Origin of the sequence: Undibacterium sp. 5I1, assembly GCF_034314085.1 — a bacterium.
GTDB lineage: Bacteria > Pseudomonadota > Gammaproteobacteria > Burkholderiales > Burkholderiaceae_D > Undibacterium.
On sequence record NZ_JAVIWI010000001.1, the window covers coordinates 686,600 to 711,718 of the forward strand.

At 46.5% G+C, this 25,119-nt stretch carries 21 protein-coding genes, 1 tRNA gene and 1 pseudogene; 15 read left to right on the forward strand and 8 right to left on the reverse strand.

Annotated features, from left to right (window positions below):
* Nucleotides 1-105: 105 nt before the first annotated feature.
* Nucleotides 106-1,149 carry a serine/threonine-protein kinase gene (locus tag RGU72_RS02900; RefSeq protein ID WP_322118300.1) on the reverse strand — a complete coding sequence of 348 codons (1,044 nt, stop codon included), beginning with the start codon at nt 1,147-1,149 and terminating at the stop codon, nt 106-108.
* A gap of 51 nt (nt 1,150-1,200) precedes the next feature.
* Nucleotides 1,201-2,391, reverse strand: coding sequence for a GNAT family N-acetyltransferase (locus tag RGU72_RS02905; RefSeq protein ID WP_322121551.1), 1,191 nt, complete (start codon nt 2,389-2,391; stop codon nt 1,201-1,203).
* A gap of 109 nt (nt 2,392-2,500) precedes the next feature.
* Between RGU72_RS02905 and RGU72_RS02910 the strand changes: the two genes are divergently transcribed.
* From RGU72_RS02910 to RGU72_RS02920, 3 genes are read left to right on the forward strand one after another with little or no spacing between them, the layout of a single operon-like run.
* A complete protein-coding gene (locus RGU72_RS02910; RefSeq protein WP_322118301.1) occupies nt 2,501-4,162 on the forward strand; it encodes an NAD+ synthase in 1,662 nt (553 codons plus the stop codon).
* Between the two features lie 50 nt (nt 4,163-4,212).
* Nucleotides 4,213-4,551, forward strand: a complete 339-nt coding sequence (locus RGU72_RS02915; protein ID WP_322118302.1) for a P-II family nitrogen regulator — start codon at nt 4,213-4,215, stop codon at nt 4,549-4,551.
* A 21-nt stretch (nt 4,552-4,572) separates the two neighbouring features.
* On the forward strand, nt 4,573-5,721 hold the full coding sequence (locus tag RGU72_RS02920) for an ABC transporter substrate-binding protein (protein ID WP_322118303.1): 1,149 nt from the start codon (nt 4,573-4,575) through the stop codon (nt 5,719-5,721).
* Between the two features lie 54 nt (nt 5,722-5,775).
* Here RGU72_RS02920 and RGU72_RS02925 read toward each other — a convergent pair whose 3' ends face one another.
* Together RGU72_RS02925 and trxB are read right to left on the reverse strand one after the other, a co-directional pair.
* Nucleotides 5,776-6,414 carry a Smr/MutS family protein gene (locus tag RGU72_RS02925; protein ID WP_322118304.1) on the reverse strand — a complete coding sequence of 213 codons (639 nt, stop codon included), beginning with the start codon at nt 6,412-6,414 and terminating at the stop codon, nt 5,776-5,778.
* A 51-nt stretch (nt 6,415-6,465) separates the two neighbouring features.
* Nucleotides 6,466-7,419 (reverse strand): thioredoxin-disulfide reductase, encoded by a 954-nt coding sequence (gene trxB / locus RGU72_RS02930; protein ID WP_322118305.1) that lies wholly within the window; start codon nt 7,417-7,419, stop codon nt 6,466-6,468.
* A gap of 468 nt (nt 7,420-7,887) precedes the next feature.
* Here trxB and RGU72_RS02935 point away from each other — a divergent pair, with 468 nt between their 5' ends.
* The 3 genes from RGU72_RS02935 (at nt 7,888) to RGU72_RS02945 (ending at nt 12,303) form a co-directional block, all read left to right on the forward strand.
* A complete protein-coding gene (locus RGU72_RS02935; RefSeq protein WP_322118306.1) occupies nt 7,888-10,221 on the forward strand; it encodes a DNA translocase FtsK in 2,334 nt (777 codons plus the stop codon).
* Nucleotides 10,222-10,336: 115 nt separating this feature from the next.
* Nucleotides 10,337-10,993 (forward strand): outer membrane lipoprotein chaperone LolA, encoded by a 657-nt coding sequence (lolA, locus tag RGU72_RS02940; protein ID WP_322121552.1) that lies wholly within the window; start codon nt 10,337-10,339, stop codon nt 10,991-10,993.
* On the forward strand, nt 10,990-12,303 hold the full coding sequence (locus RGU72_RS02945; protein WP_322118307.1) for a replication-associated recombination protein A: 1,314 nt from the start codon (nt 10,990-10,992) through the stop codon (nt 12,301-12,303). Before lolA ends, RGU72_RS02945 begins: the two co-directional genes overlap by 4 nt.
* A gap of 260 nt (nt 12,304-12,563) precedes the next feature.
* On the opposite strand, the gene RGU72_RS02950 is transcribed toward RGU72_RS02945, so the two are convergent.
* Both RGU72_RS02950 and RGU72_RS02955 read right to left on the reverse strand, forming a co-directional pair.
* Nucleotides 12,564-13,406: a DUF2145 domain-containing protein gene (locus tag RGU72_RS02950; RefSeq protein ID WP_322118308.1), complete on the reverse strand. Its 843-nt coding sequence runs from the start codon at nt 13,404-13,406 to the stop codon at nt 12,564-12,566.
* Nucleotides 13,403-13,849 carry a hypothetical protein gene (locus RGU72_RS02955; RefSeq protein ID WP_322118309.1) on the reverse strand — a complete coding sequence of 149 codons (447 nt, stop codon included), beginning with the start codon at nt 13,847-13,849 and terminating at the stop codon, nt 13,403-13,405. The genes RGU72_RS02950 and RGU72_RS02955 overlap by 4 nt, the downstream gene beginning before the upstream one ends.
* Nucleotides 13,850-14,284: 435 nt before the next feature.
* On the opposite strand from RGU72_RS02955, the gene serS reads away from it, so the two are divergent.
* From serS to RGU72_RS02995, 8 genes are all read left to right on the forward strand, one after another.
* Nucleotides 14,285-15,583 carry a serine--tRNA ligase gene (gene serS, locus RGU72_RS02960; RefSeq protein WP_322118310.1) on the forward strand — a complete coding sequence of 433 codons (1,299 nt, stop codon included), beginning with the start codon at nt 14,285-14,287 and terminating at the stop codon, nt 15,581-15,583.
* 422 nt (nt 15,584-16,005) lie between these two features.
* Nucleotides 16,006-16,569 carry a hypothetical protein gene (locus RGU72_RS02965; RefSeq protein ID WP_322118311.1) on the forward strand — a complete coding sequence of 188 codons (564 nt, stop codon included), beginning with the start codon at nt 16,006-16,008 and terminating at the stop codon, nt 16,567-16,569.
* 84 nt (nt 16,570-16,653) lie between these two features.
* Nucleotides 16,654-18,150: an IS21 family transposase gene (istA, locus tag RGU72_RS02970; RefSeq protein ID WP_322118258.1), complete on the forward strand. Its 1,497-nt coding sequence runs from the start codon at nt 16,654-16,656 to the stop codon at nt 18,148-18,150.
* Complete coding sequence (istB, locus tag RGU72_RS02975; RefSeq protein ID WP_322118259.1) at nt 18,143-18,973, forward strand: IS21-like element helper ATPase IstB; 831 nt, start codon at nt 18,143-18,145, stop codon at nt 18,971-18,973. Before istA ends, istB begins: the two co-directional genes overlap by 8 nt.
* 53 nt (nt 18,974-19,026) lie before the next feature.
* On the forward strand, nt 19,027-19,488 hold the full coding sequence (locus RGU72_RS02980) for a hypothetical protein (protein ID WP_322118312.1): 462 nt from the start codon (nt 19,027-19,029) through the stop codon (nt 19,486-19,488).
* Between the two features lie 54 nt (nt 19,489-19,542).
* The gene (locus RGU72_RS02985; RefSeq protein WP_322118313.1) at nt 19,543-20,868 is read left to right on the forward strand and encodes a choice-of-anchor X domain-containing protein; all 1,326 of its coding nucleotides are present in this window, start codon (nt 19,543-19,545) and stop codon (nt 20,866-20,868) included.
* Nucleotides 20,869-20,942: 74 nt separating this feature from the next.
* Nucleotides 20,943-21,032 (forward strand) — tRNA-Ser (locus RGU72_RS02990).
* A 295-nt stretch (nt 21,033-21,327) separates the two neighbouring features.
* Nucleotides 21,328-22,356: a hypothetical protein gene (locus RGU72_RS02995; protein WP_322118314.1), complete on the forward strand. Its 1,029-nt coding sequence runs from the start codon at nt 21,328-21,330 to the stop codon at nt 22,354-22,356.
* Nucleotides 22,357-22,524: 168 nt separating this feature from the next.
* Here the strand turns inward: RGU72_RS02995 and RGU72_RS03000 are convergent.
* Nucleotides 22,525-23,028: pseudogene (locus RGU72_RS03000) on the reverse strand (IS3 family transposase); the annotation flags it as partial.
* Between the two features lie 99 nt (nt 23,029-23,127).
* On the opposite strand from RGU72_RS03000, the gene RGU72_RS03005 reads away from it, so the two are divergent.
* Nucleotides 23,128-23,304 (forward strand): hypothetical protein, encoded by a 177-nt coding sequence (locus RGU72_RS03005; protein ID WP_322118315.1) that lies wholly within the window; start codon nt 23,128-23,130, stop codon nt 23,302-23,304.
* A gap of 336 nt (nt 23,305-23,640) precedes the next feature.
* On the opposite strand, the gene RGU72_RS03010 is transcribed toward RGU72_RS03005, so the two are convergent.
* Entirely contained in the window at nt 23,641-24,681 is a 1,041-nt protein-coding gene (locus RGU72_RS03010; RefSeq protein WP_322118316.1) for a stealth family protein, read from the reverse strand.
* Nucleotides 24,682-25,119 lie beyond the last annotated feature (438 nt).

Genomic DNA, 25,119 nt, shown 5'->3' on the forward strand with positions numbered 1-25,119 from the left:
GTTGCAGCTTCTCGCCTCACTAAATTACTGCCTTTGTCCTGCGCCTTGTTGGGGCAATTGTGCACAAGTCTTAATGATCTAGCTGACTGTATAGCTAGCAGCAGTCTAAGGCTTTACATTAAAAAAATAAGCTACAAAAATTCCTAATGCGATTAGTACTGCAATCCAGCTCAACCAAGAAATTTTCCTCTCATCGCCAATGTTTTCCTTTGATGTATCAGCCGCAGTACCAGCATGTTTACGTTTGCGTTTAAGGCGTTGATCTCTTTCCAATATTTTATGTAAAGCTTGAGCCATTTCAGCGGCACTACGGTAGCGTTGCGCAGGCGCTTTTTGCATGGCCTTCATTACAACCGCAGACAAACTGCTAGGGACAGCAGGATTTAATTCTGATGGCGATCTTGGGTGTTTATGAGCGATTTGATTGAGTAGTTTGTCAATGTCGTTGGATTGAAACGGTTTTTGTTGCGTCAACATCTCATACATCACTGCACCTAGCGAGTACACGTCGGTCAGTGCATTCACTTGCTGGCTCATGGCCTGTTCTGGTGACATATAGTTTGGCGTACCGAGCACATTATTGTTGAATAAGGTTTGTGCTGGATTGTCGGGATTGGTTAAAATTCTATTCGGTGCACGGGCAATCCCAAAATCAACTACTTTCGGTTGCTGGTTTGGCAGGATAAAAATATTGGCAGGTTTGATATCCCGATGAATTACACCATTCTCATGGGCATACGCGAGCGCTTCGGCAATTTTGTGAATAATAGTAGTGGTCGCAATATTATCAAAATGTTTGCCGCTAGCGAGTAACTCACGCAGATCTTGTCCTTGTAAAAACTCCATCGCAATAAATGTTGTGCCGCCTTCACTGGAGGCATCATAGATGGTCACAATGTTGGGGTGAGATAAGCGTCCGGCAGCGCGTGCTTCGTTAATGAATTGCTGTTCGCGTTGTTTTTTGTCTGCAATCCCGTGGCTAGTGCCAAGTATTTTGATTGCGACCGGGCGATCAATCACAGGATCATGTCCCAGAAAGACGGCACCATTTGACCCTTTGCCCAGCTTGTCTGTCAGATAGAAGCGCCCGACACGACGCGTTGGCAATCCTTGCTTAGACGCTGGGTGAGTTGAGGATAATGGAGTCATCTATACAGGATGCCTTGCTCAAGGAAGAATTTCAAGTCTTTCCTATCACAGTTAATTTTTTAGATTTTTAAATGGAATCCGGTCATTCAGTTCATTAAAATAGTGCGCTATGCCATCGGTTTCGCGCTCGAGGAAATGCGCAACTGCGTCAAAAAATTCTGGCTGAACCAAATGATGTGCTGAGCAAGTTTTTTGGGGTAAAAACCCACGTGCCATTTTATGTTCGCCTTGCGCACCGCCTTCAAAAACCTTAATTTTTTTTGCTATACAAAATTCTATTGCCTGATAGTACGCGGTCTCAAAATGCAGACAAGGTACATGTTCCAGGCAACCCCAATATCTGCCGTACAGCGTATCGTCGTCATGCACCAACAAAGAAGCTGCGATGGGTTTGCCGTTACGTTCTGCAAAAATGAGTCTCAAATTAGCGGGCATACTTGCGCCTATTCTCAGAAAAAAATCTAAGTTTAGATAGGGCGAGGAATGATGATCGGAGTAAGTGTGGTCATAGCAACGCTTAAAAAATATCCAGTCGTCTTTTGTCATATTTGACCCTGCAACCTGGCGGAACTGGACGCCGGCCTCACTTACTTTACGTCGTTCGGCACGGATATTTTTACGCTTTTTCTGCTCCATTTGAGACAGAAAATCTTCAAAATCATAGTAATCCCGGTTGATCCAATGAAACTGAACACCGCTTCTCAATAGAAAACCCGCAGCTTGTAGTAATTGAGCCTCTTCTATGGGAGGGAAGAGAATATGGGTAGATGAGTATTCTCCCGTTTTTTGAATATCCTTGAGAGCATTCAATAAAGCGATTTGTGTATGCACATCTCTTGCTAGCAGACGACCGCCAGTGACCGGCGTAAATGGAATCGCCGAGAGTAATTTGGGATAATAATGAAAGCCATTTCTCTGGTAGGCATCAGCCCAGGCCCAGTCAAATACATATTCACCGTAAGAATGCATTTTTTCATATAAAGGCATTGCAGCGACTAAGATGCCGCCATCCCATAATGTTATATAACGCGGTTGCCAACCGGTATTGGCGCATGCCGATCCAGATTCGTGCAATGCGTGCAGAAATGCGTAAGATAAAAATGGATTACTAGTAGTTTGCAGGCTGAGCAAATGATTCCACTGCGCCTCGCCGACATCGGACAATGAAGTCACGATACGCGTGCGATAATGTGAACTTTCTTGAAGATCTTCTTGGATCCGGTCGTGCTGGTTTTCAGTCATGATGCTCGTGATATCCCTGTTCATTCAAACTCAACTTATTAGATTAATTTATTGAGACCTAGTTCTTCAGACTTATTTTCAAATTCTTTTAAATTTACTACAAGCCACTATGACAGTAAAAGTTGCAATAGCCCAGATGAACAGCGTTGTTGGCGATCTTGCTGGTAATGCCGCGCAAATTCTTGATTATGCTCAGCGAGCTGCTGCACAAGGCGCTGACATTGTCGTTACGCCAGAGCTCTCTTTAGTGGGGTATCCGCCAGAAGATTTATTATTGCGTAGTGCATTTTACGCAAAAACGCGCGAGACCTTATTCGCTCTTGCAGAGAGCTTGAGGGTTTTAAAAGACATGCATGTTTTGATAGGACATCCTGCCGAAAATGATGGTGTGCGTTTGAATGCCGCATCCGTTTTATGCAACGGTGAGGTGATCGGTAGCTATTACAAACATGATTTGCCAAACGATATGGTATTCGATGAAAAACGGTATTTTTCATCCGGTCACGATGCCTTCGTGTTCGAAGTGAAGGGCATCAAGTTTGGTGTGAATATCTGTGAAGATACCTGGTTGCCTACTGCGCCGAAGATTGCAAAAAACGCTGGTGCAGAAGTGCTGTTAGTACCTAACGGATCGCCTTATCATATGAGTAAGCAGCATCAACGTTTTGATGTGATGCGTGCCAATGTTACGTCGCAAGGTATGTCTTTGGTCTATGCCAATCTGGTAGGCGGACAAGATGAACTAATTTTTGATGGCAATTCATTTGTGATGAATCAGGCTGGCGAAGTGTGTGTTCAGCTAAAACATTGTGAAGCCGATTTGCAGATTGTTGAATTTGATGGTGCGGCGCCCATAATGCCAATAGCGCCAATGCTAGCACCACAGGAGGTAATCAATGGCGCCAGTCCAGATGCACAGATAGATACACAGATAGAGGCGCAGGTCTATCAGGCATTAGTCTTAGGTGTGCGCGATTATGTCGGTAAGAATGGTTTTCCTAGTATTGTATTGGGTTTGTCTGGTGGAGTGGATTCTGCGTTGGTTCTGGCAATTGCGGTTGATGCTTTGGGTGCTGATAAAGTCAGAGCAGTCATGATGCCGTCACCTTACACTGCTGACATATCCTGGCTAGATTCGCGCGAAATGGTGCAGGGTTTGGGTGTACGCTATGATGAAATTCCGATCATCGCCTGCTTTAGTGCTTTTCGAGATACCTTAAGTCAGGAGTTTGCTGGTTTAGCAGAGGACACGACGGAAGAAAATATTCAAGCGCGGATTCGCGGCACCATTCTCATGGCTTTATCGAACAAATATGGCTCCATCGTCCTGACTACCGGGAATAAGAGTGAAATGGCAGTCGGTTATTGCACTTTATATGGCGATATGGCGGGTGGTTTTGCTGTGATTAAAGACATTGCCAAGACATTGGTATATCGTTTGTGTGCTTACCGTAATCGTTTATCACCTGTCATCCCTGAACGTATATTGACCCGTCCGCCATCAGCCGAGTTACGACCTGACCAGACAGACCAGGATTCTTTACCTCCTTACGAGATACTCGATGGCATCATGCAGCGGTATATGGAGGAGAATCAAAGCAGAGCAGATATTGTTGCTGCTGGTTATCGTGAAGAAGATGTTGAACGTATTACTCGTTTGATCAAAATTAACGAATATAAGCGTCGTCAGGCGCCAGTCGGTATACGTGTTACACATCGTGCATTTGGGCGTGACTGGCGTTATCCTATTACATCAAAATTCCGTGACTAAATAGTTAGAAAATAAAACAATAAAATCACATAAAATTTCAAGAGGACAACATGAAACAAATCACCGCAGTTATTAAACCGTTCAAATTAGACGAAGTGCGCGAAGCATTGGCCGATATCGGTGTCACAGGTCTAACCGTTACTGAAGTTAAAGGTTTTGGCCGTCAAAAAGGACATACCGAGTTATATCGTGGCGCTGAGTATGTTGTAGATTTCTTGCCCAAAATCAAGATTGAGGTTGTAGTTGATGATAATATCTGCGATAACATCGTTGATGCCATCATTAAAGCAGCGCATACAGGCAAAATTGGCGATGGCAAAATTTTTGTACAAAATGTCGAGCAGGTGATACGTATCCGTACAGGTGAAACCGGCTCTGATGCTGTTTAAATTGGATTAAACAGGTAAATCATGCAAACTTTACGTCGTTATTTCTCCTTGTCGCTGCTCGCGGCTCTCTCTACCATCGTATTACCTGCTTCAGCGGATCAGGGTATTACGGATCAAAAAATCACACTAGGTCAATCGGCTGCTTTTACTGGTCCTGCTGCACAACTGGGCATCCAATTGCACGCCGGTGCCAAGGCTTATTTTGATCAGGTCAATGCTGCTGGTGGTGTGCACGGGCGCAAAATTGAAATCATCAAAATGGATGATAAATACGAGGCCGATTTAGCCGCTGCTAATACTAAAAAACTCATCGAAAATGAGGATGTATTCGCCTTATTTGGCTATGTTGGTACGCCTACCAGTAACGCAGCTTTGCCTATTTTTACGCAAGCTAAAGTTCCTTTCTTTGCTCCTTTTACTGGCGCACAGTCGCTGCGCGAGCCCTTAAATCGTCAGATATTTAATATTCGCGGAAGTTACTTTGATGAGACTGAGCATTTGGTCGAGCGATTAGTCAGAACAGGTCTTAAAAATATCGCTGTCTTTTATCAGAACGATGCTTATGGAAAGGCTGGTTTAGCTGGTGTAGAACGTGCGCTGAAAAAAATGAACGTGCAAATGGTAGAAACCGCGACCGTAGAACGTAATAGCACCGACGTGAGTAAGGCGATTGCTAAGATTTTGCCGAAGCGTCCGGATGTAATTATCCAGATTAGTGCTTATTCCTCATGCGCGGCATACATCAAAGGAATGCGCAAAGAAGGATATAACGGACAGTTTTATAACGTATCTTTTGTCGGTAGCCAGGCCTTGGCAGATGCTTTAGGTACGGATGGCCCTGGTACCGTGATTTCGCAAGTAGTTCCATTCCCTTGGAAAGCATCAACGCCCGTGGTCAATGAATACACCAAAGTCATGCAAAAAGCGGGCATTAAGGATTTGAATTTTTCCAGTCTGGAGGGATTTATTGCCGCCAAAGTATTTGTAGAGGGCTTACGCCGTGCAGGTCGTAGTTTGTCGCGTGAGAAATTGATCTCCTCCTTAGAGACAATTAATACGAGCAATTATGATGTCGGCGGATTTGATGTGAATTTTTCGCCAACTAGTCACAACGGATCAAAATACGTTGATATGACTGTAATCACTAAAGATGGCAAATTCTTGAATTAAAATTCTTGGGTTGAAATTGGAGTAATCCAGATTTGAGCAACTAAGATTTGAGTACTAAGATTTGAGCAAGACAATCAATGCGCCAGAGCCACCGTCTGCAGCGGTGGCTTGGCTAAATGCTAGTACTTCATCTTTTTGTATCAACCAGTTTTTTACTTTATTCTTTAACACGGGTTCTTTGTTGATTGAACCTAGTCCCTTGCCATGAATAATCCTCACGCAACGATGTTCATTGCGCTGGCATTTCCGCAAAAACTCGCCCAAACTTTCTCTCGCCTGATCGCGCCGCAAACCGTGCAAATCTAGTTGCGCTTGTATAGTCCAATGGCCGGTACGTAATTTTTTGACGACATCACTGCCAACACCTGCGCGGGTATAACTTAGGCCATCGTCGGTGGCTAGCAAGGTGATGGCGTCAAATTCATCCGATATAGATTCTTGTAATGCAGCGCGCTCATCTGCAATATGCTGGAATGGAATCGGTTGCGGGCGTGCCGCTTGAACTATGTGTTTGGGCACCGTTTTCAGTGGCGCCACCTCACCTATGCTATTGCGGAAAATATTGGCTTCCAGCTTCGCTTGTTTCTCTCGCTTATTGCGCTCAGCTTCTTGCAGCAGACGCACTTCTTCCTGCTGTTTTAATTGCTGACCTAAATTTTTCAGATCAGCAAAATTTTTTAAGGAGCTGGGCATAAGCGAGGACTAAAAGAGCCAACAGGCTGAAGAATGGTTTTTAAATTGCAATTAATCTTCGAGATAGCGCTGTGCATCTAAGGCTGCCATACAACCCGTACCCGCACTAGTAATTGCTTGGCGATAGATATGATCTTGCACGTCGCCAGCGGCAAATACACCTGGGATGCTAGTAGCTGTCGCCATACCTTCAAGACCTGTTTTAGTCTTGATATAGCCATTATGCATATCGAGTTGACCTTCGAAGATGCTGGTATTAGGTTTGTGACCAATGGCGATAAAGACACCATGCAGGGTGACATCGCTCACATTGCCGTCAATACTGGATTTGATTTTAATGCCAGTCACGCCAGAGCTATCTCCTACTACTTCATCTAATGTGTGATTCCATTTAACTTCGATTTTACCTTCGGCTACTTTTGCCATCAGCCGATCAATCAAAATAGCCTCTGCGCGGAATTTGTCACGACGATGTACGACAGTCACTTTACTGGCGATATTAGATAAATACAGCGCTTCTTCTACTGCAGTATTGCCACCACCAACTACCGCAACCTCTTTGCCACGGTAGAAAAAGCCATCACATGTCGCGCAAGCAGATACGCCTTTACCCATAAAACTTTCTTCAGAAGGTAAGCCGAGATATTGTGCTGATGCGCCAGTCGCAATAATCAGTGAATCGCAGGTATATTCAGCCTGGTCACCGATCAGGCGGATCGGCTTTTCAGTCAATTTGGCGGTGTGGATGTAGTCGAAAATAATTTCAGTATTAAAACGTTCTGCATGCTGTTGAAAGCGTTGCATTAATTCTGGCCCTTGCACACCCATAGGGTCTGCTGGCCAGTTCTCGACATCTGTTGTGGTCATTAATTGACCGCCTTGCTCTACACCAGTAATCAATACTGGTTTTAAATTGGCACGTGCCGCGTACACAGCCGCAGAGTAGCCAGCAGGGCCAGAGCCGAGTATCAATACGTGTGCATGTTTTGGAGTGGTAGTTGACATAAGCTGACCCGAGAGAAAATAAATTGAATGATGATGGCAATCGGCATAGTTGATGCTATTTAAATTGCCTTAAGAGGCTATAAACTAAGCTGCAGATTGCGACGGAACAGCAAATTTCAATCATATATGCTGGCGTAGTATTAGCTGATGAATATTAGCTAACTATTAGCCAACGACCATCTAATTTAGCAGTTGACTTTAGTATTTAACTTTCATCTTAGCTTCTTACTTATCCGTCACGAATAAGTCTTACTTTACCTAGGCAAGATTATAGACGAATAAGCGTTTTTGATTGAATAGCCAGCCGATTGCTTGATTTGCCCTGAGTCGGCACGGTTCTAAGATGATGCCTGATTGGCGGCACTTGTCATACATGCTATCTTATGAGTGTTTAATATGTGTTGAATGTACGTTTGACTTGATTGATTTTGATTGAACTTGATTGTAATGGGCTGCTGATTGTGCACTATGACTACTTCCAACAATGAACCTTATACCCGCAACCGCGATAAAACGCCGGCGCCGCCGTTGCCAAATCGGCTAGTAATTTTGCTTATCGAAGCACGCTGGATACTCTTTGCGGCGCTTTGTATTTATCTGATTTTAATTTTATTCACTTACGCCAAACTTGATCCCGCCTGGTCGCACGCCAGTGTTGTCCCGAAAATCCACAATGTCGGCGGCAAAGTGGGAGCCTGGCTTGCAGATTTATTTCTATACATCTTTGGCTTATCTGCTTGGTGGTGGAGCGTTGTTCTATGCCGTTTGGTTTGGAAGGATTATCGCCAGCTAACGAATCGTCTGGCAGTCAATGCAGAACAAGACGCTGAACATAGTTATGAAAAATTTATACAGACAGGCGGATTTTTTCTGCTGATGGCTGGCAGTATGGGAATCGAGTACCTGCGGCTGTATTCAATCAAGGCACAATTGCCACGAGCTCCAGGAGGAGTGCTGGGTGAATTGATCGGAAACACTAGCTTTGCGGCCTTTGGTTTTACCGGATCAACTTTGCTATTACTCTTGTTATTTGCGCTGGGTATCAGCTTATATTTTCATGTCTCCTGGTTGCAGATTGCCGAGAAAATTGGTACTGCTTTAGAAACGGTCTTTGTTTTTATAGGTAACAAGTATGCTGCACGTGAAGATCGTAAGGTCGGGCAAACGGCCGCCGTCAAACGTGAAGAGGTCGTTATTGTTGAAAGAGCCAAGATTATTGAGGCGGCACCTATACGTATAGAACCACAAATCATCAGCGTACAAAAATCTGAACGGGTAGAAAAAGAGCGTCAGGTATCGCTGTTTAGCGATATGTTAGACAGCAAATTACCGCCACTGTCGTTGCTGGATGATGCACCGCCGACGCAAGAGACTGTTAGCATAGAAACTCTGGAATTTACCAGCCGTTTAATTGAGAAAAAACTGTCGGACTTTGGTGTTGACGCCAAAGTCGTTGCGGCCTATCCGGGACCAGTGATTACTCGTTATGAAATTGATCCAGCAACCGGTGTTAAAGGTAGCCAGATTGTTGGCTTGGCGCGTGATCTTGCACGATCATTATCGCTGACATCGATCCGAGTAGTTGAGACCATTCCCGGCAAGAATTATATGGGTTTGGAACTGCCAAATCCCAAGCGCCAGATCGTACGTTTAACCGAAATTCTTGGCTCCAAAGTGTACAACGACAGTGCGTCCAGTTTAACGGTCGCGCTGGGTAAAGATATCGGTGGTAATGCCATAGTTGCTGATCTTGCCAAGATGCCGCATTTGCTGGTGGCAGGTACGACTGGATCCGGTAAGTCAGTCGGTATTAATGCCACGATTTTATCGTTGTTATACAAATCAGATCCGAATGATGTACGGATGATTTTGATCGATCCTAAGATGTTGGAAATGTCTGTATATGAGGGGATTCCGCATCTGTTAGCTCCGGTAGTAACAGACATGCGACAGGCCGGGCATGCCTTGAACTGGGCGGTTGCAGAGATGGAGCGGCGCTACAAATTAATGTCAAAAATGGGTGTGCGTAATCTGGCCGGTTACAACATCAAAATTGCTGAGGCAGCTAAACGCGAAGAGTTTATTCCCAACCCGTTTAGCTTAACGCCGGATGCTCCTGAGCCATTAGAAAAATTGCCCACCATCGTCATCATCATCGATGAGTTAGCTGATCTGATGATGGTCGTCGGTAAAAAAGTTGAAGAGTTAATTGCCCGTATTGCCCAAAAAGCCCGCGCGGCAGGTTTGCATTTAATTTTGGCGACGCAACGCCCATCGGTTGACGTGATCACTGGTTTGATTAAGGCGAATATCCCCACTCGTATCGCGTTTCAGGTGAGTAGCAAAATTGACTCCAGAACAATTCTTGATCAGATGGGGGCGGAAGCATTGCTGGGTATGGGCGACATGCTATATATGCCGCCTGGCACTGGTTTGCCAATACGTGTGCATGGTGCTTTTGTTTCTGATGACGAAGTGCATCGTGTGGTAACGCATTTGAAAGCGCAAGGGGAACCAAACTACATTGAAGGCATCCTAGAAGGAGGCATACTGGAAGAGGGCGGCGAAGTAGGCGCGCCACCTGGCGAAGGTGGCGGTGAGGCCGATGCGCTCTACGATCAGGCGGTCGCAATCGTACTCAAGAATCGTCGTGCTTCTATTTCTTTGGTGCAAAGGCATTTACGCATAGGCTACAATCGCGCCGCCCGCTTGCTAGAGCAGATGGAAACCAGCGGCGTAGTATCCACCATGCAGTCAAATGGTAATCGTGAAATTTTGGTGCCAGCAGGGAATGCCGAATAAATATCTGGACTTCAGCTGATTCGACCGCGGCGGTGAACGCAGCGGTTTGGCAGGCGGCCGCAGCATGAGACAATTAATTAAATCAGTCAGGATTTTTGTGAAACTTTCATTGAAAATGAATACGAATAAAGTAGCTAGTAGCGTCACAAAGTTGGTAGCTAGCATGATGTTAAGTGCCAGCATGCTAGTGCCAGCATTAGCCAATGCCAGCGCGATTGAACAATTTAAAGCCTTTGCCACCAACATAAAAAGTGCTAAAGGTGAGTTCCTGCAACAGCAAGTCAAGATGGTGGATGGTGCGCCCAAGGTAACTAAAACCTCCAGCGGAATTTTTATTTTCGCTCGCCCTGGCAAATTTATCTGGACCTACCAAAAACCTTACGAGCAAGTCTTGCAGGCGGATGGTGATCAGTTGTTTATCTTCGATAAAGATCTCAGCCAGGTTACGATTAAAAAATTAGGCAATGTATTAGGTGCCAGCCCTGCGGCAATCCTGTTCGGCAGCGGTGATCTGGAAAAAAGTTTTACTCTGCGTGAGGTCGGCGTTAAACAAGGTCTGGAGTGGCTTGAAGCTACTCCTAAAGACAAAGATAGTAATTTTGAGCATATTGGCATAGGCATGAAAGACGGTGCTCCCTTGGCTTTGGAATTACGTGACAGCTTTGGTCAAATTTCTTTACTGACTTTAAAGAATATTGAAAAAAATCCGACGCTCAAAGCTGATCAATTTAAATTCGTCATACCAGCCGGCGTTGATGTATTGCGTCCATGAGCGATATGAGCAGCGCCAGTAAAACGCGTAAAAATCCCGTTCCGCTAGCAGAGCGCATGCGTCCTGCAAATTTGGATGAGGTGATTGGTCAGCAACATCTGCTGAGTGAGGGCAAACCCTTACGAGCGGCGTTTACCTCTGGCGATCCGCACTCCATGATTTTATGGGGGCCGCCGGGTGTTGGTAAGACCACGCTGGCAAGGTTGATGGCAAATGCGTTTCACTCAGAATTTATCGCGTTATCTGCAGTATTGTCTGGCGTAAAAGATATACGCGAAGCAGTTGAACGGGCGCAAATTTTGCAGGCCACTTCGCAACGTCGTACGATTTTGTTTGTTGATGAAGTCCACCGGTTTAATAAAAGCCAGCAAGACGCTTTTTTGCCGCATGTAGAAAGTGGCTTGTTCACCTTCATCGGTGCTACTACCGAAAATCCCTCGTTTGAAGTCAATAGCGCGCTGTTATCCCGTGCTTCTGTGTATGTTCTCAAATCGCTGACTGACGCTGATCTGGAGGCGATGATAGACAGAGCTTGTGAGCGTGAATTGGATGGCTTGCAATTTCATCCCGATGCCAAGGCAAGTTTGATTAGCAGTGCCGATGGCGATGGTCGAAAATTATTAAACAACCTCGATATCGTGGCACGTGCTGCCTCTGCAAAAGCGTTGCAAGAAGTTGACACTGCTCTACTGGCCGAGTGTCTAGGGGATGCCTTACGCCGCTTTGATAAAGGTGGCGATGCTTTTTATGATCAGATTTCTGCTCTGCATAAATCAGTACGCGGCTCTAATCCCGATGCTGCTTTGTATTGGATGGTGCGCATGCTGGATGGTGGCGCTGATCCACGTTATCTGGCACGCCGCATCGTCCGCATGGCCAGTGAAGACATCGGTCTGGCCGATCCACGTGCCTTACGACTGGCATTGGATGCCGCAGAAACATACGAGCGTCTCGGTTCTCCAGAAGGCGAACTGGCGTTGGCACAAGCAGTGGTCTATCTTGCGTGCGCAGCCAAGTCCAACGCTGTGTACAAAGCTTATAACGCTGTGCGAGCCTTGGTAGCTAAAGATAAATCACGTACCGTTCCAGAACATCTGCGTAATGCGCCGACCAAGTTGATGAAAGAGCTTGGCTACGGTAAGTTATATCGCTATGCGCATGATGAGCCTGAAGCTTATGCCGCAGGTGAAACTTATTTGCCAGAAGGCTTAGAAGGCGAGTCCTGGTATCAGCCGGTGCCACGTGGGTTAGAGATCAAAATTGCCGAGAAGCTTGCTTATTTGCGATCCTTGGATGCTGCGGAAGAGTGAGCGCATATTGCGTGATGAGCTTCATTTTTCTTAAAAATAAGGTGATCAATTTTGTTTGATAAGTGTATTGGGTCACCTTGCTCAATTTATCTGTGAAAGAGACGCTGGCAGCTACAAGCTTGCTCAGCATAGCGATTAATTTCAGTATTTAAAGCTACTATTATCTTATATACTCCTATGGTGTATTTTTTAATCGTCCAATTAATATATGGATAATACGGGTATTTTAAAAAAATAAATGGGGAGTATATAAAATTCAATCAAGGGTAAGTTAAAACCTGCTGACTACTAACTGTGTGCCGCTGCTCCAAAAAATGCACGACAGAGTCGACCGTAATCGTGTCAATCTGACCTGCCATACGACGATCAAATGGATGGTCATCAAATGCCACGTTAGCGCGGAACATCCGTGCTCCCAGTCGCGTCATCGCCGGAATATCCAATGTGCTTGGATGATACGCTGCCATTGTCAGCCAGGCTTGCGCTTGCGTACGATTATCGATTTGCACATCGGTGGCGCTTGCCGCTGCCAGCAGTTCCAGCACCCACTGATTTGAGTTTTGGTACATGGTTGAAAATGGAAATGCCAGCATATTGTAACGAGGTGCATGCAGTTTTCTCGGCAGGTCAGAATTTAGTAAACCGACCAGTTTTTGCTGAAGCGCGGCATCTGGAAACACGATCAAAGTCTCATAGGCAAATGGACTATCCATAAAAAAATTACCTAAACCTTCGTTGTACAGTTGAGAGTTAGCGGTGCCGCAATCATTGAGTTCGTGCACCACCAACCAGCGTCCTTCAGGATGATCGCGCCATATGATGCCCATATGTGAGTAGCGTACATGGTACTTAGATAAATCTTGACCAACCCGCGCAATCAGTGCGACTTGCGCGCCACTGGCGTCCAATGCATTACGGGTTTTTAATGCCAGCTCCATGCCTTTCATCAATCCGTTTGCATCGAGCGCCTGATCTTCGCATGAGCGACCAGCGTAGCTGTTGGCCGATACGATAAAAGCTAGGCTTAAGAGTAAAAGCTCGGCTTTAAGACCGCGTTTTAGCAGGCGATCCAGCACTGATTTTGATTGATGAAAGAGGTTCATTTGGCGACCGTATGATGGACCAAACTACGACTAATTTCATTCGGAATAAAGGCAATTGCCTGGCCAGAAACTACCAGCATTGTGCCAGCAGATAATGCAGTGACTTCTACCACGGTGCCAGCGGCTACTGACACATTACCCAGCGCTTTACCACTGAGTTTGAGAGTGTAGCTTGCGCCGTCAGATGCGCCTTTACATACGATGACCACGCCATCCGCTAGTTTTTCTACCGACACGACAAGCAGCGTGCCAGATGCTTTGATACCTTCTGCCGATCCTTCAACTAATAACGCGCCAGAAAGTAGGGATAAAGCAGAAACTCCTGACGGGCCGCAAGAGGGACAACTCGCCGCAGAAGCCGCTGGACTGCTAGCCGCGATAACGCTGCATCCGATCAGCAACGAAAAAAAGTAATTGCGAGTCCGTGTTGATAAGGGTTTCATTATATTGTCCAATCATGTGGGGAAATCAAAGCCAGACAGCGGGTGGTATTAATAATTAAGAAAAATCAAGAAAAGCCAAGTAGAACCAAGTGCAATCTCAGCACCGAGCCAACGCATTATTGTTTTTAAAAAGTCTGCTGGTCAATTTCGATTTATTTAGCGCTGCTTTCTTATGCCGAAGGTTGCATAGTTTGATACTTATGGGACTTTAAAATGAACGTCCAATGATTATAGGGGTTTCAAGCCAAAAAACCTCGGTAAGCCCCGGAATCAGTGGGCGAGTAAAATGAAATTTTCTACCAAAAAAACTAAGCCTTGGCTGTACTTGACGAAGTTTCACGAAGTTGCAATATTCAAGCTCGCCCTTGGTACAATACGCAGCTCAATTACATTGCGACTACATTGCAACTACCTTTAACCTGGCTCAAGTATTCTATGATCGACATTCAACTCCTCCGCAAAGACATCGACACCGTTGCTGCTCGTTTGGTAACGCGTAAATTTCAATTGGATACTGCGACTTTCAATGCGCTGGAAGGCGAGCGCAAGCAGATACAGATGCGTACTGAAGAGCTGCAAGGTAAGCGTAATTCTCTGTCCAAGCAAATCGGTATGCTCAAAGGCAAAGGCGAAGATGCTTCCGCACAAATGGCAGAAGTTAACAGCATCGCTGAAGAATTAAAAGCGTCAGAAGTCCGTTTAGGCGAAGTACAAGCATCTATGAGTGACTTCATGCTGGCAATCCCCAATTTGCCTGATGAATCTGTTCCAGTCGGTGTGGATGAAACTGGAAATATCGAAGTTCGACAATTTGGTACGCCTCCTGTATTTGATTTTGAGGTCAAAGACCACGTCGATATCGGCGCAGCCTTGGGATTGGATTTTGAGGTTGCGGTCAAATTAACCGGCTCACGTTTTACGCTGTTACGTGGTGGTATGGCACGTTTGCATCGCGCCTTAGCGCAGTTCATGCTAGACACACAAACGCTGGAACATGGTTATACAGAATGCTATACGCCATATATCGTCAACGCAGACTCTATGCGCGGTACAGGCCAGTTACCTAAGTTTGAAGAAGATTTATTTGCGGTCAAAAAAGGTGGGCAAGACGGTGAGGGCGAGACCTTGTACCTGATCCCTACAGCAGAAGTGTCGTTGACTAACACCGTGCGGGACGAGATTGTTAGCCTGGAGAGTTTGCCGATCAAAATGACGGCGCACACGCCATGCTTCCGTTCCGAAGCCGGTAGTGCCGGGCGGGATACCCGCGGCATGATACGCCAGCATCAGTTTGATAAAGTGGAGTTAGTGCAGATTGCACATCCAGAAAAATCCTCCGACGCATTGGAAGAGATGGTCAGTCATGCGGAAGCGATTTTGAAAAAGCTGGGCTTGCCATACCGTGTCATGAGTTTGTGTACCGGTGATATGGGCTTTGGCTCAACTAAGACTTATGATTTAGAAGTCTGGTTGCCAGCGCAAAATACCTATCGTGAGATATCGTCAATTTCTAACATGGGTGCATTCCAGGCGCGTCGTATGCAAGCACGTTTCCGTAATACACAAGGTAAACCAGAACTGGTACATACCTTAAATGGCTCAGCTTTGGCGGTTGGACGCACGCTGGTAGCGGTGCTGGAAAATTATCAGCAGGCCGATGGCAGCGTACTTATTCCTGAAGTTTTACGTCCGTATATGGGTGGTGTAGAGGCTTTGTTGCCTGCAGCAAAATAAGCTTTTTGGTTTTAAAAAGCGGCTGGGGTGATCGATCATCCCAGCCGCTTTTTTATTGAATAAACGATTTTTAATTTGTCTTTGTCCCTGATCGTGCGGCACCATAACCCTGCCGCTGCTTATCCTTTTGTAACTGCATTTTTGTGTCATTTTAAATATTAGAGTTTTTCCACTAATATTGTTTTGGCATGTCTTTTTCTATTCTATTTCTACTATGTGGCAGGCTAAAAAACCGTGGATTTTTAGCGCCTAATTTTGTTGCGTTGCAAATTGACAATATGGTGCTGCTATTCAGATACTCCGCTCCGATCAGCTAGCGTTCGATGCAAGGTTCTTCGACTTCGCTGATTAATTTGTTCCCGTTTCTGCACCATGGCTTTCAGGCGTTTTACTTTTCCATGTTTTTACTAGAGGGGATTTAAATGGCGAAATTATTTAGAATTTTTGCAGCACTTTTGTTTGTCTCGCTCAGCGCAATGTCCAGCATTGCCAGCGCGACCAATTACACCTTATGGGTCAATGGTCGCGGTGGTGGCGGCGTGGTGGGTGACTACACCAGCTTCACGTATTGGGGGCCATCTGCGACCGCTGCGGGCATCAATAAAAAAGCAGTTAACTGGGATGGCTACAACAGCATTGCCTCCAATAATGGCAAAATCCGCGACGCACTTGATTGCTTCTGTACTGGGTCTAACTGGTGCTACGTGGCGACCCACAGCGCTGGCGATTTGATGATGGGTTACACCTTAGCAAACTACGGTGGCTCAGCCAGAACCAAGAAAAACGCCGTCGCTAATGCCTCCGGCCAATGTGGTGATGCAGGTAGCGGTACACAAGTCGGCTGGAACATTAAGTGGGTGCGAACGGCAGCAGGGGCGGGTGGCGGATCAGAATTATCCGATGTCGGATCGTGGGCAGTGTCCGAGCCTCTGGTCAAGGATTTAAAGACCACCACTGTTGGCGCGCACTCAATATTGACCAGATAAACGCAGTTATACGCACTGAATATTGACCAGGTAAATTAACCTATCCTTGCAGTTTTGACTGCGAGGGAATTCAAGGTGATTACCATGGGAATGTACTCTAAGGTCAGGCGGCTGTTCTACCGAGAACGGCTATCCATTAGCGAAATTCAGCGACGAACCAGCCTGTCGCGCAATACCATCAAGAAGTGGCTTAAAGAAGCCGAAGGGACTGAGCCGAAGTATGCCCGGCCTCCGACTGTCAGTAAAATAGCTCCCTTTGCATCCCTCATTCAGTTAGCGCTACAAACCGACAGCCATCGACCTAAAAAAGAACGTCGTACTGCGCTTATGCTATTTAAGGAACTCCAGCAAGCAGGGTTCACCGGTAGCTACTCGGGTGTCAACCGTTACATTTACGCCTGGCGTGACCAAGCTGCCAAAGTCACTGGTAAATCTGCCTTCGTTCCACTGAAGTTTCAACTCGGCGAAGCATTCCAGTTTGACTGGAGTGAGGAGCTGCTTGTCATTGGTGGCATTCATCGCAAAATCCTTGTAGCACACACTAAGCTGTGCGCCAGCCGTGCCTTTTGGCTGGTGGCTTATCCGACGCAAAGCCACGAAATGCTCTTCGATGCCCATACTCGCGCCTTTACTGCCATGGGTGGTATTGCACGGCGCGGTATCTATGACAACATGAAGACCGCTGTCGATAAAGTCATGAAAGGCAAAGGTCGTATCGTCAATGCACGCTTCTTTGCAATGACAGCCCATTACTTGTTTGACCCCGACTTCTGCAATGTGGCGTCTGGCTGGGAGAAAGGTATTGTTGAGAAGAACGTCCAGGATAGTCGCCGTCGTATCTGGAACGACGCCAGACAGGAACGCTTCGGCAGCTTTGCGGAACTCAATGCATGGCTGGCGGTACGCTGCAAGTTACTCTGGAGTGAATGCCGCCATCCGGATTACCCTGAGTTGACCGTCGCCGACGTGCTGGAACATGAGCAAGCCCAACTCATGCCGATGCCAACACCCTTCGATGGCTATGTCGAACTCGTAGCACGGGTTTCTTCTACTTGCTTAGTTCATGTCCACCGTAATCGTTATTCAGTACCGTGCTATTTGGCCAATCACATGGTCAGTGTTCATCTGTATTCAGAACAGATTGCCGTCTACGCTGAGAATGAGAGGGTTGCATGTCATCTACGACTATTTGGACGTGATCAGACCAGCTATGACTGGCAGCATTACATCCTTCTGGCAGAAAGAAAGCCCGGTGTCTTACGAAACGGTGCACCCTTTGCATTGATGCCGGCGCCTTTAATCAAATTGCAAACCACCTTGCTACGCCGTGCCGGTGGTGATCGCGTCATGGCTCAAGTGTTAGCGGCTATCCCGCACCATGGCCTTGATACCGTCATTGTGGCAGTAGAACTAGTGCTGGAGTCCGGTGCAACCAGTGTTGAACACATCACTAACGTATTGGTGCGATTAAGTCAGGGCGATCGTCCTGACCCCGTCGCCACAAGCTTGCAATTAATCGAAGAGCCGGTAGCCGATGCAAGTCGCTACGACAGCTTACATCAGGAGAATCAGCATGTTTAACATCATCAGTGAACTTAAATCACTCAAGTTATATGGAATGGCAACTGCCTATACCGATTTAACAGCACAGAGTACCGCGTCCGTGAGTACATCGGAATGGCTCATTCAACACTTGTTAGAAGCGGAATCGACGGATCGAGCGATGCGTTCGATCCGTTATCAGTTGCACGTTGCCAAATTTCCGATTCATCGCCACCTAGCTGATTTCGATTTTAGCCAATCCAAAGTAGACCAAAAGCTGATCGAACAGTTGGCCACGTTAGCCTTCACAGAGGCTGCGCACAACGTGGTGCTGATTGGTGGCACTGGCACAGGTAAAAGCCATCTGGCAACAGCACTGGCGGTCTCCGGTATTACGCAACATGGAAAGCGAGTGCGCTTCTTCTCAACGATTGAACTGGTGAATGCCTTGGAATTAGAAAAGGCAGCAGGCAAACAAGGACGCATGGCCCTAAGCCTTATGCAGATGGATTTGGTGATCTTAGATGAGTTAGGTTACCTGCCATTCTCACAGGTGGGTGGTGCGTTACTGTTCCATTTACTGTCTAAACTCTACGAACGAACCAGCGTCGTCATCACGACCAACCTGACATTCTCTGAGTGGAGCAACGTCTTTGGCGATGCAAAACTGACGACTGCGTTACTGGACCGACTGACACACCATTGCCATATTATTGAAACAGGTAATGATTCCTATCGTTTCAAACATAGCAGTGCCACAGCAAAAATGCGGATTAAATCAAGAGAAAGAAGCCGGGAATTAAACAAGCCTGAGACTGAGATATCAGCAGAACCTGGTGAAGTCTCTGGGCAGGAGTTTTAGTGCTTAAGTGGCTAAATTGAGTTCAACAAATGGAGAAAACAATGCACACATAATTGATCGACAAACCTGAAACAAACTTGTATGCTCAGCAACTAAGCGCCTGGTCAATATTCAATGCGCGCAGCTGGTCAATATTGAGTGCGCGCCAACAGACCACCACCGCACGCGCCATGTACAACCATAACGATACCCACAATGTCTGGTTCTACATGTATGCAGGCGCCAAGGGGACGGTCTATTCCGCGATATTGCCGGGTCAGGACGACGAGGCTGTGGCCTACCATAGTTCAGGCGGAGTATCAGGCAGCTCGGGTGCCGCATTTTGTAATCCGAGCGACTGGTTCTGTAATGACCTGACCTTAGGCACTGCGGCCAACGAGGGCGGTAGCGTGAAGTGGAGTTATCACTCAGTATCGTTCCGCGATGATGCCGAAGCATATAACCACTACTCGAATAGTAATTGGCAAGGCGTCATCTCTCTGGTACGAGCGGATATGGTCAGTAACGCAATTTGATCACGATGCGAAGCTAATAATTTAGGTCAACTTATCTGAAGATTCGATCAAACGATGCGATCTAAAAAAGTAAGCCCCTCACGCAAGTCAGGGGCGACTTCAAACTCGGCGCAATCTTCCAATCAAGCTGGTTGGTTGCGTCGGTATTGGCAAGCCCTGGCTGTATCACTGGCTCTTATACTAGTCGCTTTGGTCTGGTGGTTTTCTAGCGGTACAGAATCCAGTATGGCAGCCACATTAGCGAATCAAGCCAATAGCAATTTTTTAAAAACGCCGGGCGGTCCCGACGGTGCTCCTTTATTAGCGTTAAACAATAACCACGACCAACGTCTGGCGGCTTTGACTAAGCAAGTTGAATTGGCAGATCAGACTTTATGCAGCTACCGCAACAGCACAAAATACCCACAAGGATCACGTCCCATCGCTGAAAACCCTGATCAGGTTTACCCAAATCAACCGGTGCAAGAAAAACGGGCGATGCACAAAGAAAACGGTCAGACCGATGGGCATGTCCAAATCGAGACTACGCAGTCACGTATTTTTTTAGCTAGTCGTGAGAGCGTCATGTTTACCGTAAAAGCGATGGACGAGGACGGCAATATTCTTCCATTATTTGTCACGCGTGCAGTCGCACGTGGACTGACATTTCAAGGCGCGCGAGAAGCACCCCAAATCCCTGTCGCCTTCAGTGACGATGGCAATAATGGCGATGCAGTCGCTGGCGATAATATGTTTTCTGGCGTATTGGCGCCTACTACCACAGGTTTAGCCCAGTTCAATGGCACCATTCGCTTAGAGCTTAAATATAATGTCGGCGATCGTTCTGGCGTACTGTTTTTCGATGTCATCTATTCACCAGAAGTCCCCGCAACCTGGGCCAGTTCGGTGCGCGAAGCAGTCGAGCAAGGTTCACTCAATTTTTATCTCAAAGCCGACGTACGCGAAGCAGGGCGCTATGTCGTTACCGGACGCATCGATGATGCTAAAGGCAAGCCATATGCACTCGTGACGTTTAACGATCTTTTGCCGCAAGGCGCAACCGAGGTCAAGTTAACCGTCTTCGGCAAACTGATGCGCGACCAATCGCCCACCTTCCCGTTAACCCTCAGAGATATCGACGCTTATCTGCTTAAAGAAAACGCAGACCCTGATCGTGCTTTAATGTCGCGCATCGTCGGCCCCGCCTATGTATCTAAAATGCATACTGCACAAAATTTCTCAGACGAAGAATGGCAAAGCGAAGAGCGTTCACGCTATCTCAACGAGTTTGGCAAAGACTTAGAGCAAGCAAAAAATGCGTTACTAGAGCTAAATCCGGCAATGTCAAAAACATCGCTACCGAAAAGCGACTGCACCAAGGCTTTAGAAACTAAGCCATGATGCGCGTCTATCAAAGCCAGATAAAGTTTGCTATAATGCACGACTTGATTGGCCGTAGAACGCTAAGCAAGACAGGAGAAGTGGCAGAGTGGTTGAATGTACCTGACTCGAAATCAGGCGTACGTGCAAACGTATCGGGGGTTCGAATCCCTCCTTCTCCGCCAGGAACACCGCAAACGATGCCAAAGTTTGCCTAATAGCCCCTAAGAAATTAACGACTTAGGGGTTTTTTTGCGTCCAAAGTCGTCAAAGTTAGCCCATTGATGGACACAGTTTATGCATCTACGCCCTGATCTGGAAAAATGAGTCCCATGGTGTTAGTCGCTGCGTTGCAACGAAGTTGAAGGAATTCGGTAACGATTCTGTAGTTGTGACTTGTATAATCAAGAATATTTCCTCTCATCGAACCAAGACTATGACCTATGTTATTCATGTTTGGGAGCATGCTGCCCCGATTCCTTGAAGACCGCCCTGGCGCTCCATGAACGCCTGAGTGCTACGCCTTCACCACCTAATAGCAAGTTTGCCGCATTGGCAAAAGCATTGATCCGGCGATTTCCAGTCGAAGTAGGCGGTGCAGAAGATTCTGCGGAAGATCCATGCGGCGAGCCGGGTGCTTGGGTGGAATCCCGACCGGACGGCAGCACTGACACTGCCGTCTACAGCATGGCTGTCTACGAAGATGGTGTTGAGGTGCTTTTGCCTTTGCTTATCGACACTGCGACAGCATTGGGTCTAACGGTCTACGACGATCAGGCGGGTCAGGTCTTTCTGCCAGATGGCGGTGTGCTCGATAGTGAGGGGCGTATAGAGCGTCGTGTAGTCGCCCCGAAGGCAGTGGCTTATGAGCCGCTTTCGCCAACCATTGCCAAGGCTGCGCTCAAGACTATCGTTGCGGTGCAACTCAAGCCTTTTGCGTTTCGTTACAAGGTCGAACATGGTGGTGTCAGTTTCCGGCGTAAAACACCGGCAGGCGAGCAGATTCTTTACATCATTTTGCGTCAGACCTCTGGCATACATCTCAGTCTGGGGGCAGAGCTAGAATTGGATCTGCCGGCTGAGTTGGCTCAAATCGTTGCACCACAGACGTCAGTTCAATTGCTGTTAGGGTCTTGTAAAGCCTTGCAGCAATTCGCTATTCCTGTGCCGGGAAACGACCCTTGGCCCACGTCAGAGTTGTACAACATGAAGGATTTGCAGCAATGGTGCCAGCTTTACGTGGACATGCTGCTCGAGGAGGTACTGCCACTATTGGATGTCTGCAGAGTAGCGTCTGGGTTGCTTGACTGCGATGATCACATCGACCGCTATCAGGTAAGGCTATGGCCGAGCCTAGCCACGCTGGCCTTGGCAAAATTTGTTGGTGCACCCGATTGGATCGGCCGGGTACAGCGGTATCGGGTTCGTCTTGCACAGTTTATGCGGCATCCGACTCCATGGAGCGAGCCGAAGATCGCTGCCTTGGCCGCGCTGCCTGATGTAACCTGATCATCCCCTATATGGCGCTGGTTACTGAATGACCATACTCCTTCCAAAACAAGCCGATTAATCTTGGTCTGCGATGATCGGACTTAAGATTTCTGAGTCAATTTATTTGGTAGAGGTCATTCAAAAAAAGACGCAAAGTAATCTTTCTTACAATGCGTCTTTGTAGCATTTCATGGATGCTAGGGCCTCACGGCCAAGTAGTTGATTTGTCCATTTATATAGCGTCGTCCTGTCCACGTCCAGCTTTTGTGCAACTACTTGCGCGCTTTCTTGTCGTGTGCAAAGTTCAATGACCGCTGCCTGCTTGAACTCTTGGGGATGTAATGGTCCCGAGACTTTGCCAACAATCCGCTTCTCTGTTTCGGGGTGCAGTTCATTGATCCAGTCGCTCAGTGTCTTTCGCCCGGGATAACCCAATGCCTTGACCGTGGCAGCAATGCAGCGACCGTGATTAAAGTAATGTTCAACAACCTCATTCTTCTGCTGCTCAGAATACGTCGGTTTCTTGCGCGCATAGCTTTCCGGCAAATCACAAAATTCTTCGAATTCCCGATGCCAGCTCTTGAGAGCATTCTTTGTCGGGTAACCCAGCTGCAAGATGGTCGGCGCAGTGCGCCTCCCAAATTTGATGTAGAGCTTTACTGCTCTAATACGATCTTCGTATGAATACATGAACTACCTCCAAGTAGTCCAAGTTTTTATCCGCACCCCCCTATTACCATTAACCCTTTTGTAATTTCCAATGTGTTTGTGAATTACTCGTTGAAAAATATGTCTACTTTTTTAAAGGGCGGAAAAGTACAACCGAGTGTTAATAATTTATTTGATAAATATAGTATTGTTGGCGTGACACCTGCGAGTAAGATGAGCTCAATTGCAGCGGCAGGAGATCAATTGACTCTTCTACCAGCTCGTAGCGTATCGCTGGCATTAATAGTAGATTTTTAATTTTTGAAATTACGAGAGTCATCATTGCTATTGATTGTCCGTTATAGATAAAAATTGTTTAGTAAAAAAAAATCCAGCATATTTGGAGGTTTTTTCTTTTGAACGTTAGTGAACTACAGGCATTTCGATCAAATCAACAGGATGCTGCCATTGAGACGGTAGGCACCAGCAATAGCAGGTCTTAAGAAAAAAATCATCGGCGTTAATTTTTGTATAAAAAATGTGTTCAATTTCACATAAACCGAAATAATGCTACCAGCGCTAGACAAAATGTCCATCTTGGAAATCGAAATGCCTTATCTCACGTTCGCTAAGTGCTTTGGACCAAATTTAAGACTAGTGTGATGCTACCGCTTTAGGTTCCGTGAAACAAACGGATGATGAAGTTATCGAATCACGGAACGACCGCTCAAACTTCGACGGCTCAGGTAACAATTTTTTTAAAGTTTGGACGACTCGAAGCAAGCGGAAATCGTTTTCCGGCGCATCGTCGCAGGTATCGTTGATACAAAAAAACGGCAGTTCGCCAAAGTTAGTAATTAGCGAATCGAATTGTCGCTTAGCATGATTGTCGCCTGTATTAATATGCAAGGGGTCCAGTACTATTTGTTGAGCGATGCCGATATGTACCATCCAGCGCGGAACCAGATCGGGGACAATTGCCGGTGATTGCCATGAGCGGAATGTTGTTGAACGCACACGCTCAAATAATTCTGGCGCAATTTGCTCAAGCGCAAACATTGCACTCCTGAGCATTGGGCGGGGTGAATGCGAATAAACGCGGGGATCATGACTGTATGCTGAATAGCGCTTTGACAACCAAGCCTTCGATAGTATGGACGCGTTGACCAATGCGGACTCATTAGGTTGTAGGACTTCATACTCTGGTATTGATTTTGTCTCGGAAAAAATTTTCAGACAGTCACCAAACCACCAATCAACATCAACTTCTGCACCGAAAAAAACATCGTCGTTAAGATAAATGAATTTTTCTGACAGGTCGGGGATATTGTGCAAATAAGACTCGATATGGCCTGAGTCAAACACCGGGCCTTTTGTGTCTGGAATCAAATCTCGATGATCAATGATAGTGATGTGTTCCGACGAACGCAGCCAAGAGGGCGTTTGTTTGTCGCTGACGATATAAACGTGGCCGTGGTCAGGAAAAAACTTTTCCAACGCGCGTAGGTTAAATAACAGCTCGCCGTTGTCGCGATATCTGCCCGCTGTGTTTCCATGTGCTGCCAACTCGCCCGGATTTTCTATAATCCAATGTGCATAAGCCTGTTCCCGTTTTATTTGCCATATCGGATCTGAACCATCTACCCATAAATAGACAATATCGATTTGTTCCGAAATCTTACGTGCGTCTTTCATTAAGCCAACCATCTTTCTATCGTTATTATTTTGAGTGATACTCGTTCTATGCGAGTTCTTGCAGAGCTTGTCAGACTATTTACATCGAAACGAAAATTCGTCCATAACCAGAACACTTAGTTATCGATATCTCCTAAGTCAAAGAAACTCATAGTCAGTTTAAAATTCGAATGAAGTTGACAGTTGCATTGCGTTTCCATAACAGGAAGACGCTCTATGCACGTGATTCATTGCGATGTAATGATTTGTTCGTGTTGTAGGCACTAACAAATGAAGTGAGACTGCTTAAGTCCAAAAGAAAAGGGGCTGCAAATAACTGCAACCCCTTGTATTTTATGGCTATCCTTCCTAGTATTAACCAGGTAGTTGCGGAAAAGCAATCAAATCAAGCAGACGAAGCCTAACAGCGATTGCCGTGTTTCACAAGAATTTTCGCAC

What these genes read in the sequence shown, in the direction of transcription:
- RGU72_RS02935 (WP_322118306.1), top strand. Translation starts at nt 7,888, where the DNA reads ATGACTACTTCCAACAATGAACCTTATACCCGCAACCGCGATAAAACG.
- RGU72_RS02955 (WP_322118309.1), bottom strand. Translation starts at nt 13,849, where the DNA reads ATGAAACCCTTATCAACACGGACTCGCAATTACTTTTTTTCGTTGCTG.
- RGU72_RS02910 (WP_322118301.1), top strand. Translation starts at nt 2,501, where the DNA reads ATGACAGTAAAAGTTGCAATAGCCCAGATGAACAGCGTTGTTGGCGAT.
- istB (WP_322118259.1), top strand. Translation starts at nt 18,143, where the DNA reads ATGTTTAACATCATCAGTGAACTTAAATCACTCAAGTTATATGGAATG.
- RGU72_RS02965 (WP_322118311.1), top strand. Translation starts at nt 16,006, where the DNA reads ATGGCGAAATTATTTAGAATTTTTGCAGCACTTTTGTTTGTCTCGCTC.
- RGU72_RS02950 (WP_322118308.1), bottom strand. Translation starts at nt 13,406, where the DNA reads ATGAACCTCTTTCATCAATCAAAATCAGTGCTGGATCGCCTGCTAAAA.
- serS (WP_322118310.1), top strand. Translation starts at nt 14,285, where the DNA reads ATGATCGACATTCAACTCCTCCGCAAAGACATCGACACCGTTGCTGCT.
- RGU72_RS02925 (WP_322118304.1), bottom strand. Translation starts at nt 6,414, where the DNA reads ATGCCCAGCTCCTTAAAAAATTTTGCTGATCTGAAAAATTTAGGTCAG.
- RGU72_RS02915 (WP_322118302.1), top strand. Translation starts at nt 4,213, where the DNA reads ATGAAACAAATCACCGCAGTTATTAAACCGTTCAAATTAGACGAAGTG.
- trxB (WP_322118305.1), bottom strand. Translation starts at nt 7,419, where the DNA reads ATGTCAACTACCACTCCAAAACATGCACACGTATTGATACTCGGCTCT.
- RGU72_RS02985 (WP_322118313.1), top strand. Translation starts at nt 19,543, where the DNA reads ATGCGATCTAAAAAAGTAAGCCCCTCACGCAAGTCAGGGGCGACTTCA.
- RGU72_RS03005 (WP_322118315.1), top strand. Translation starts at nt 23,128, where the DNA reads ATGTCTACTTTTTTAAAGGGCGGAAAAGTACAACCGAGTGTTAATAAT.
- RGU72_RS02920 (WP_322118303.1), top strand. Translation starts at nt 4,573, where the DNA reads ATGCAAACTTTACGTCGTTATTTCTCCTTGTCGCTGCTCGCGGCTCTC.
- istA (WP_322118258.1), top strand. Translation starts at nt 16,654, where the DNA reads ATGGGAATGTACTCTAAGGTCAGGCGGCTGTTCTACCGAGAACGGCTA.
- RGU72_RS02900 (WP_322118300.1), bottom strand. Translation starts at nt 1,149, where the DNA reads ATGACTCCATTATCCTCAACTCACCCAGCGTCTAAGCAAGGATTGCCA.
- RGU72_RS02905 (WP_322121551.1), bottom strand. Translation starts at nt 2,391, where the DNA reads ATGACTGAAAACCAGCACGACCGGATCCAAGAAGATCTTCAAGAAAGT.
- RGU72_RS03010 (WP_322118316.1), bottom strand. Translation starts at nt 24,681, where the DNA reads ATGAAAGACGCACGTAAGATTTCGGAACAAATCGATATTGTCTATTTA.
- lolA (WP_322121552.1), top strand. Translation starts at nt 10,337, where the DNA reads ATGAATACGAATAAAGTAGCTAGTAGCGTCACAAAGTTGGTAGCTAGC.
- RGU72_RS02945 (WP_322118307.1), top strand. Translation starts at nt 10,990, where the DNA reads ATGAGCGATATGAGCAGCGCCAGTAAAACGCGTAAAAATCCCGTTCCG.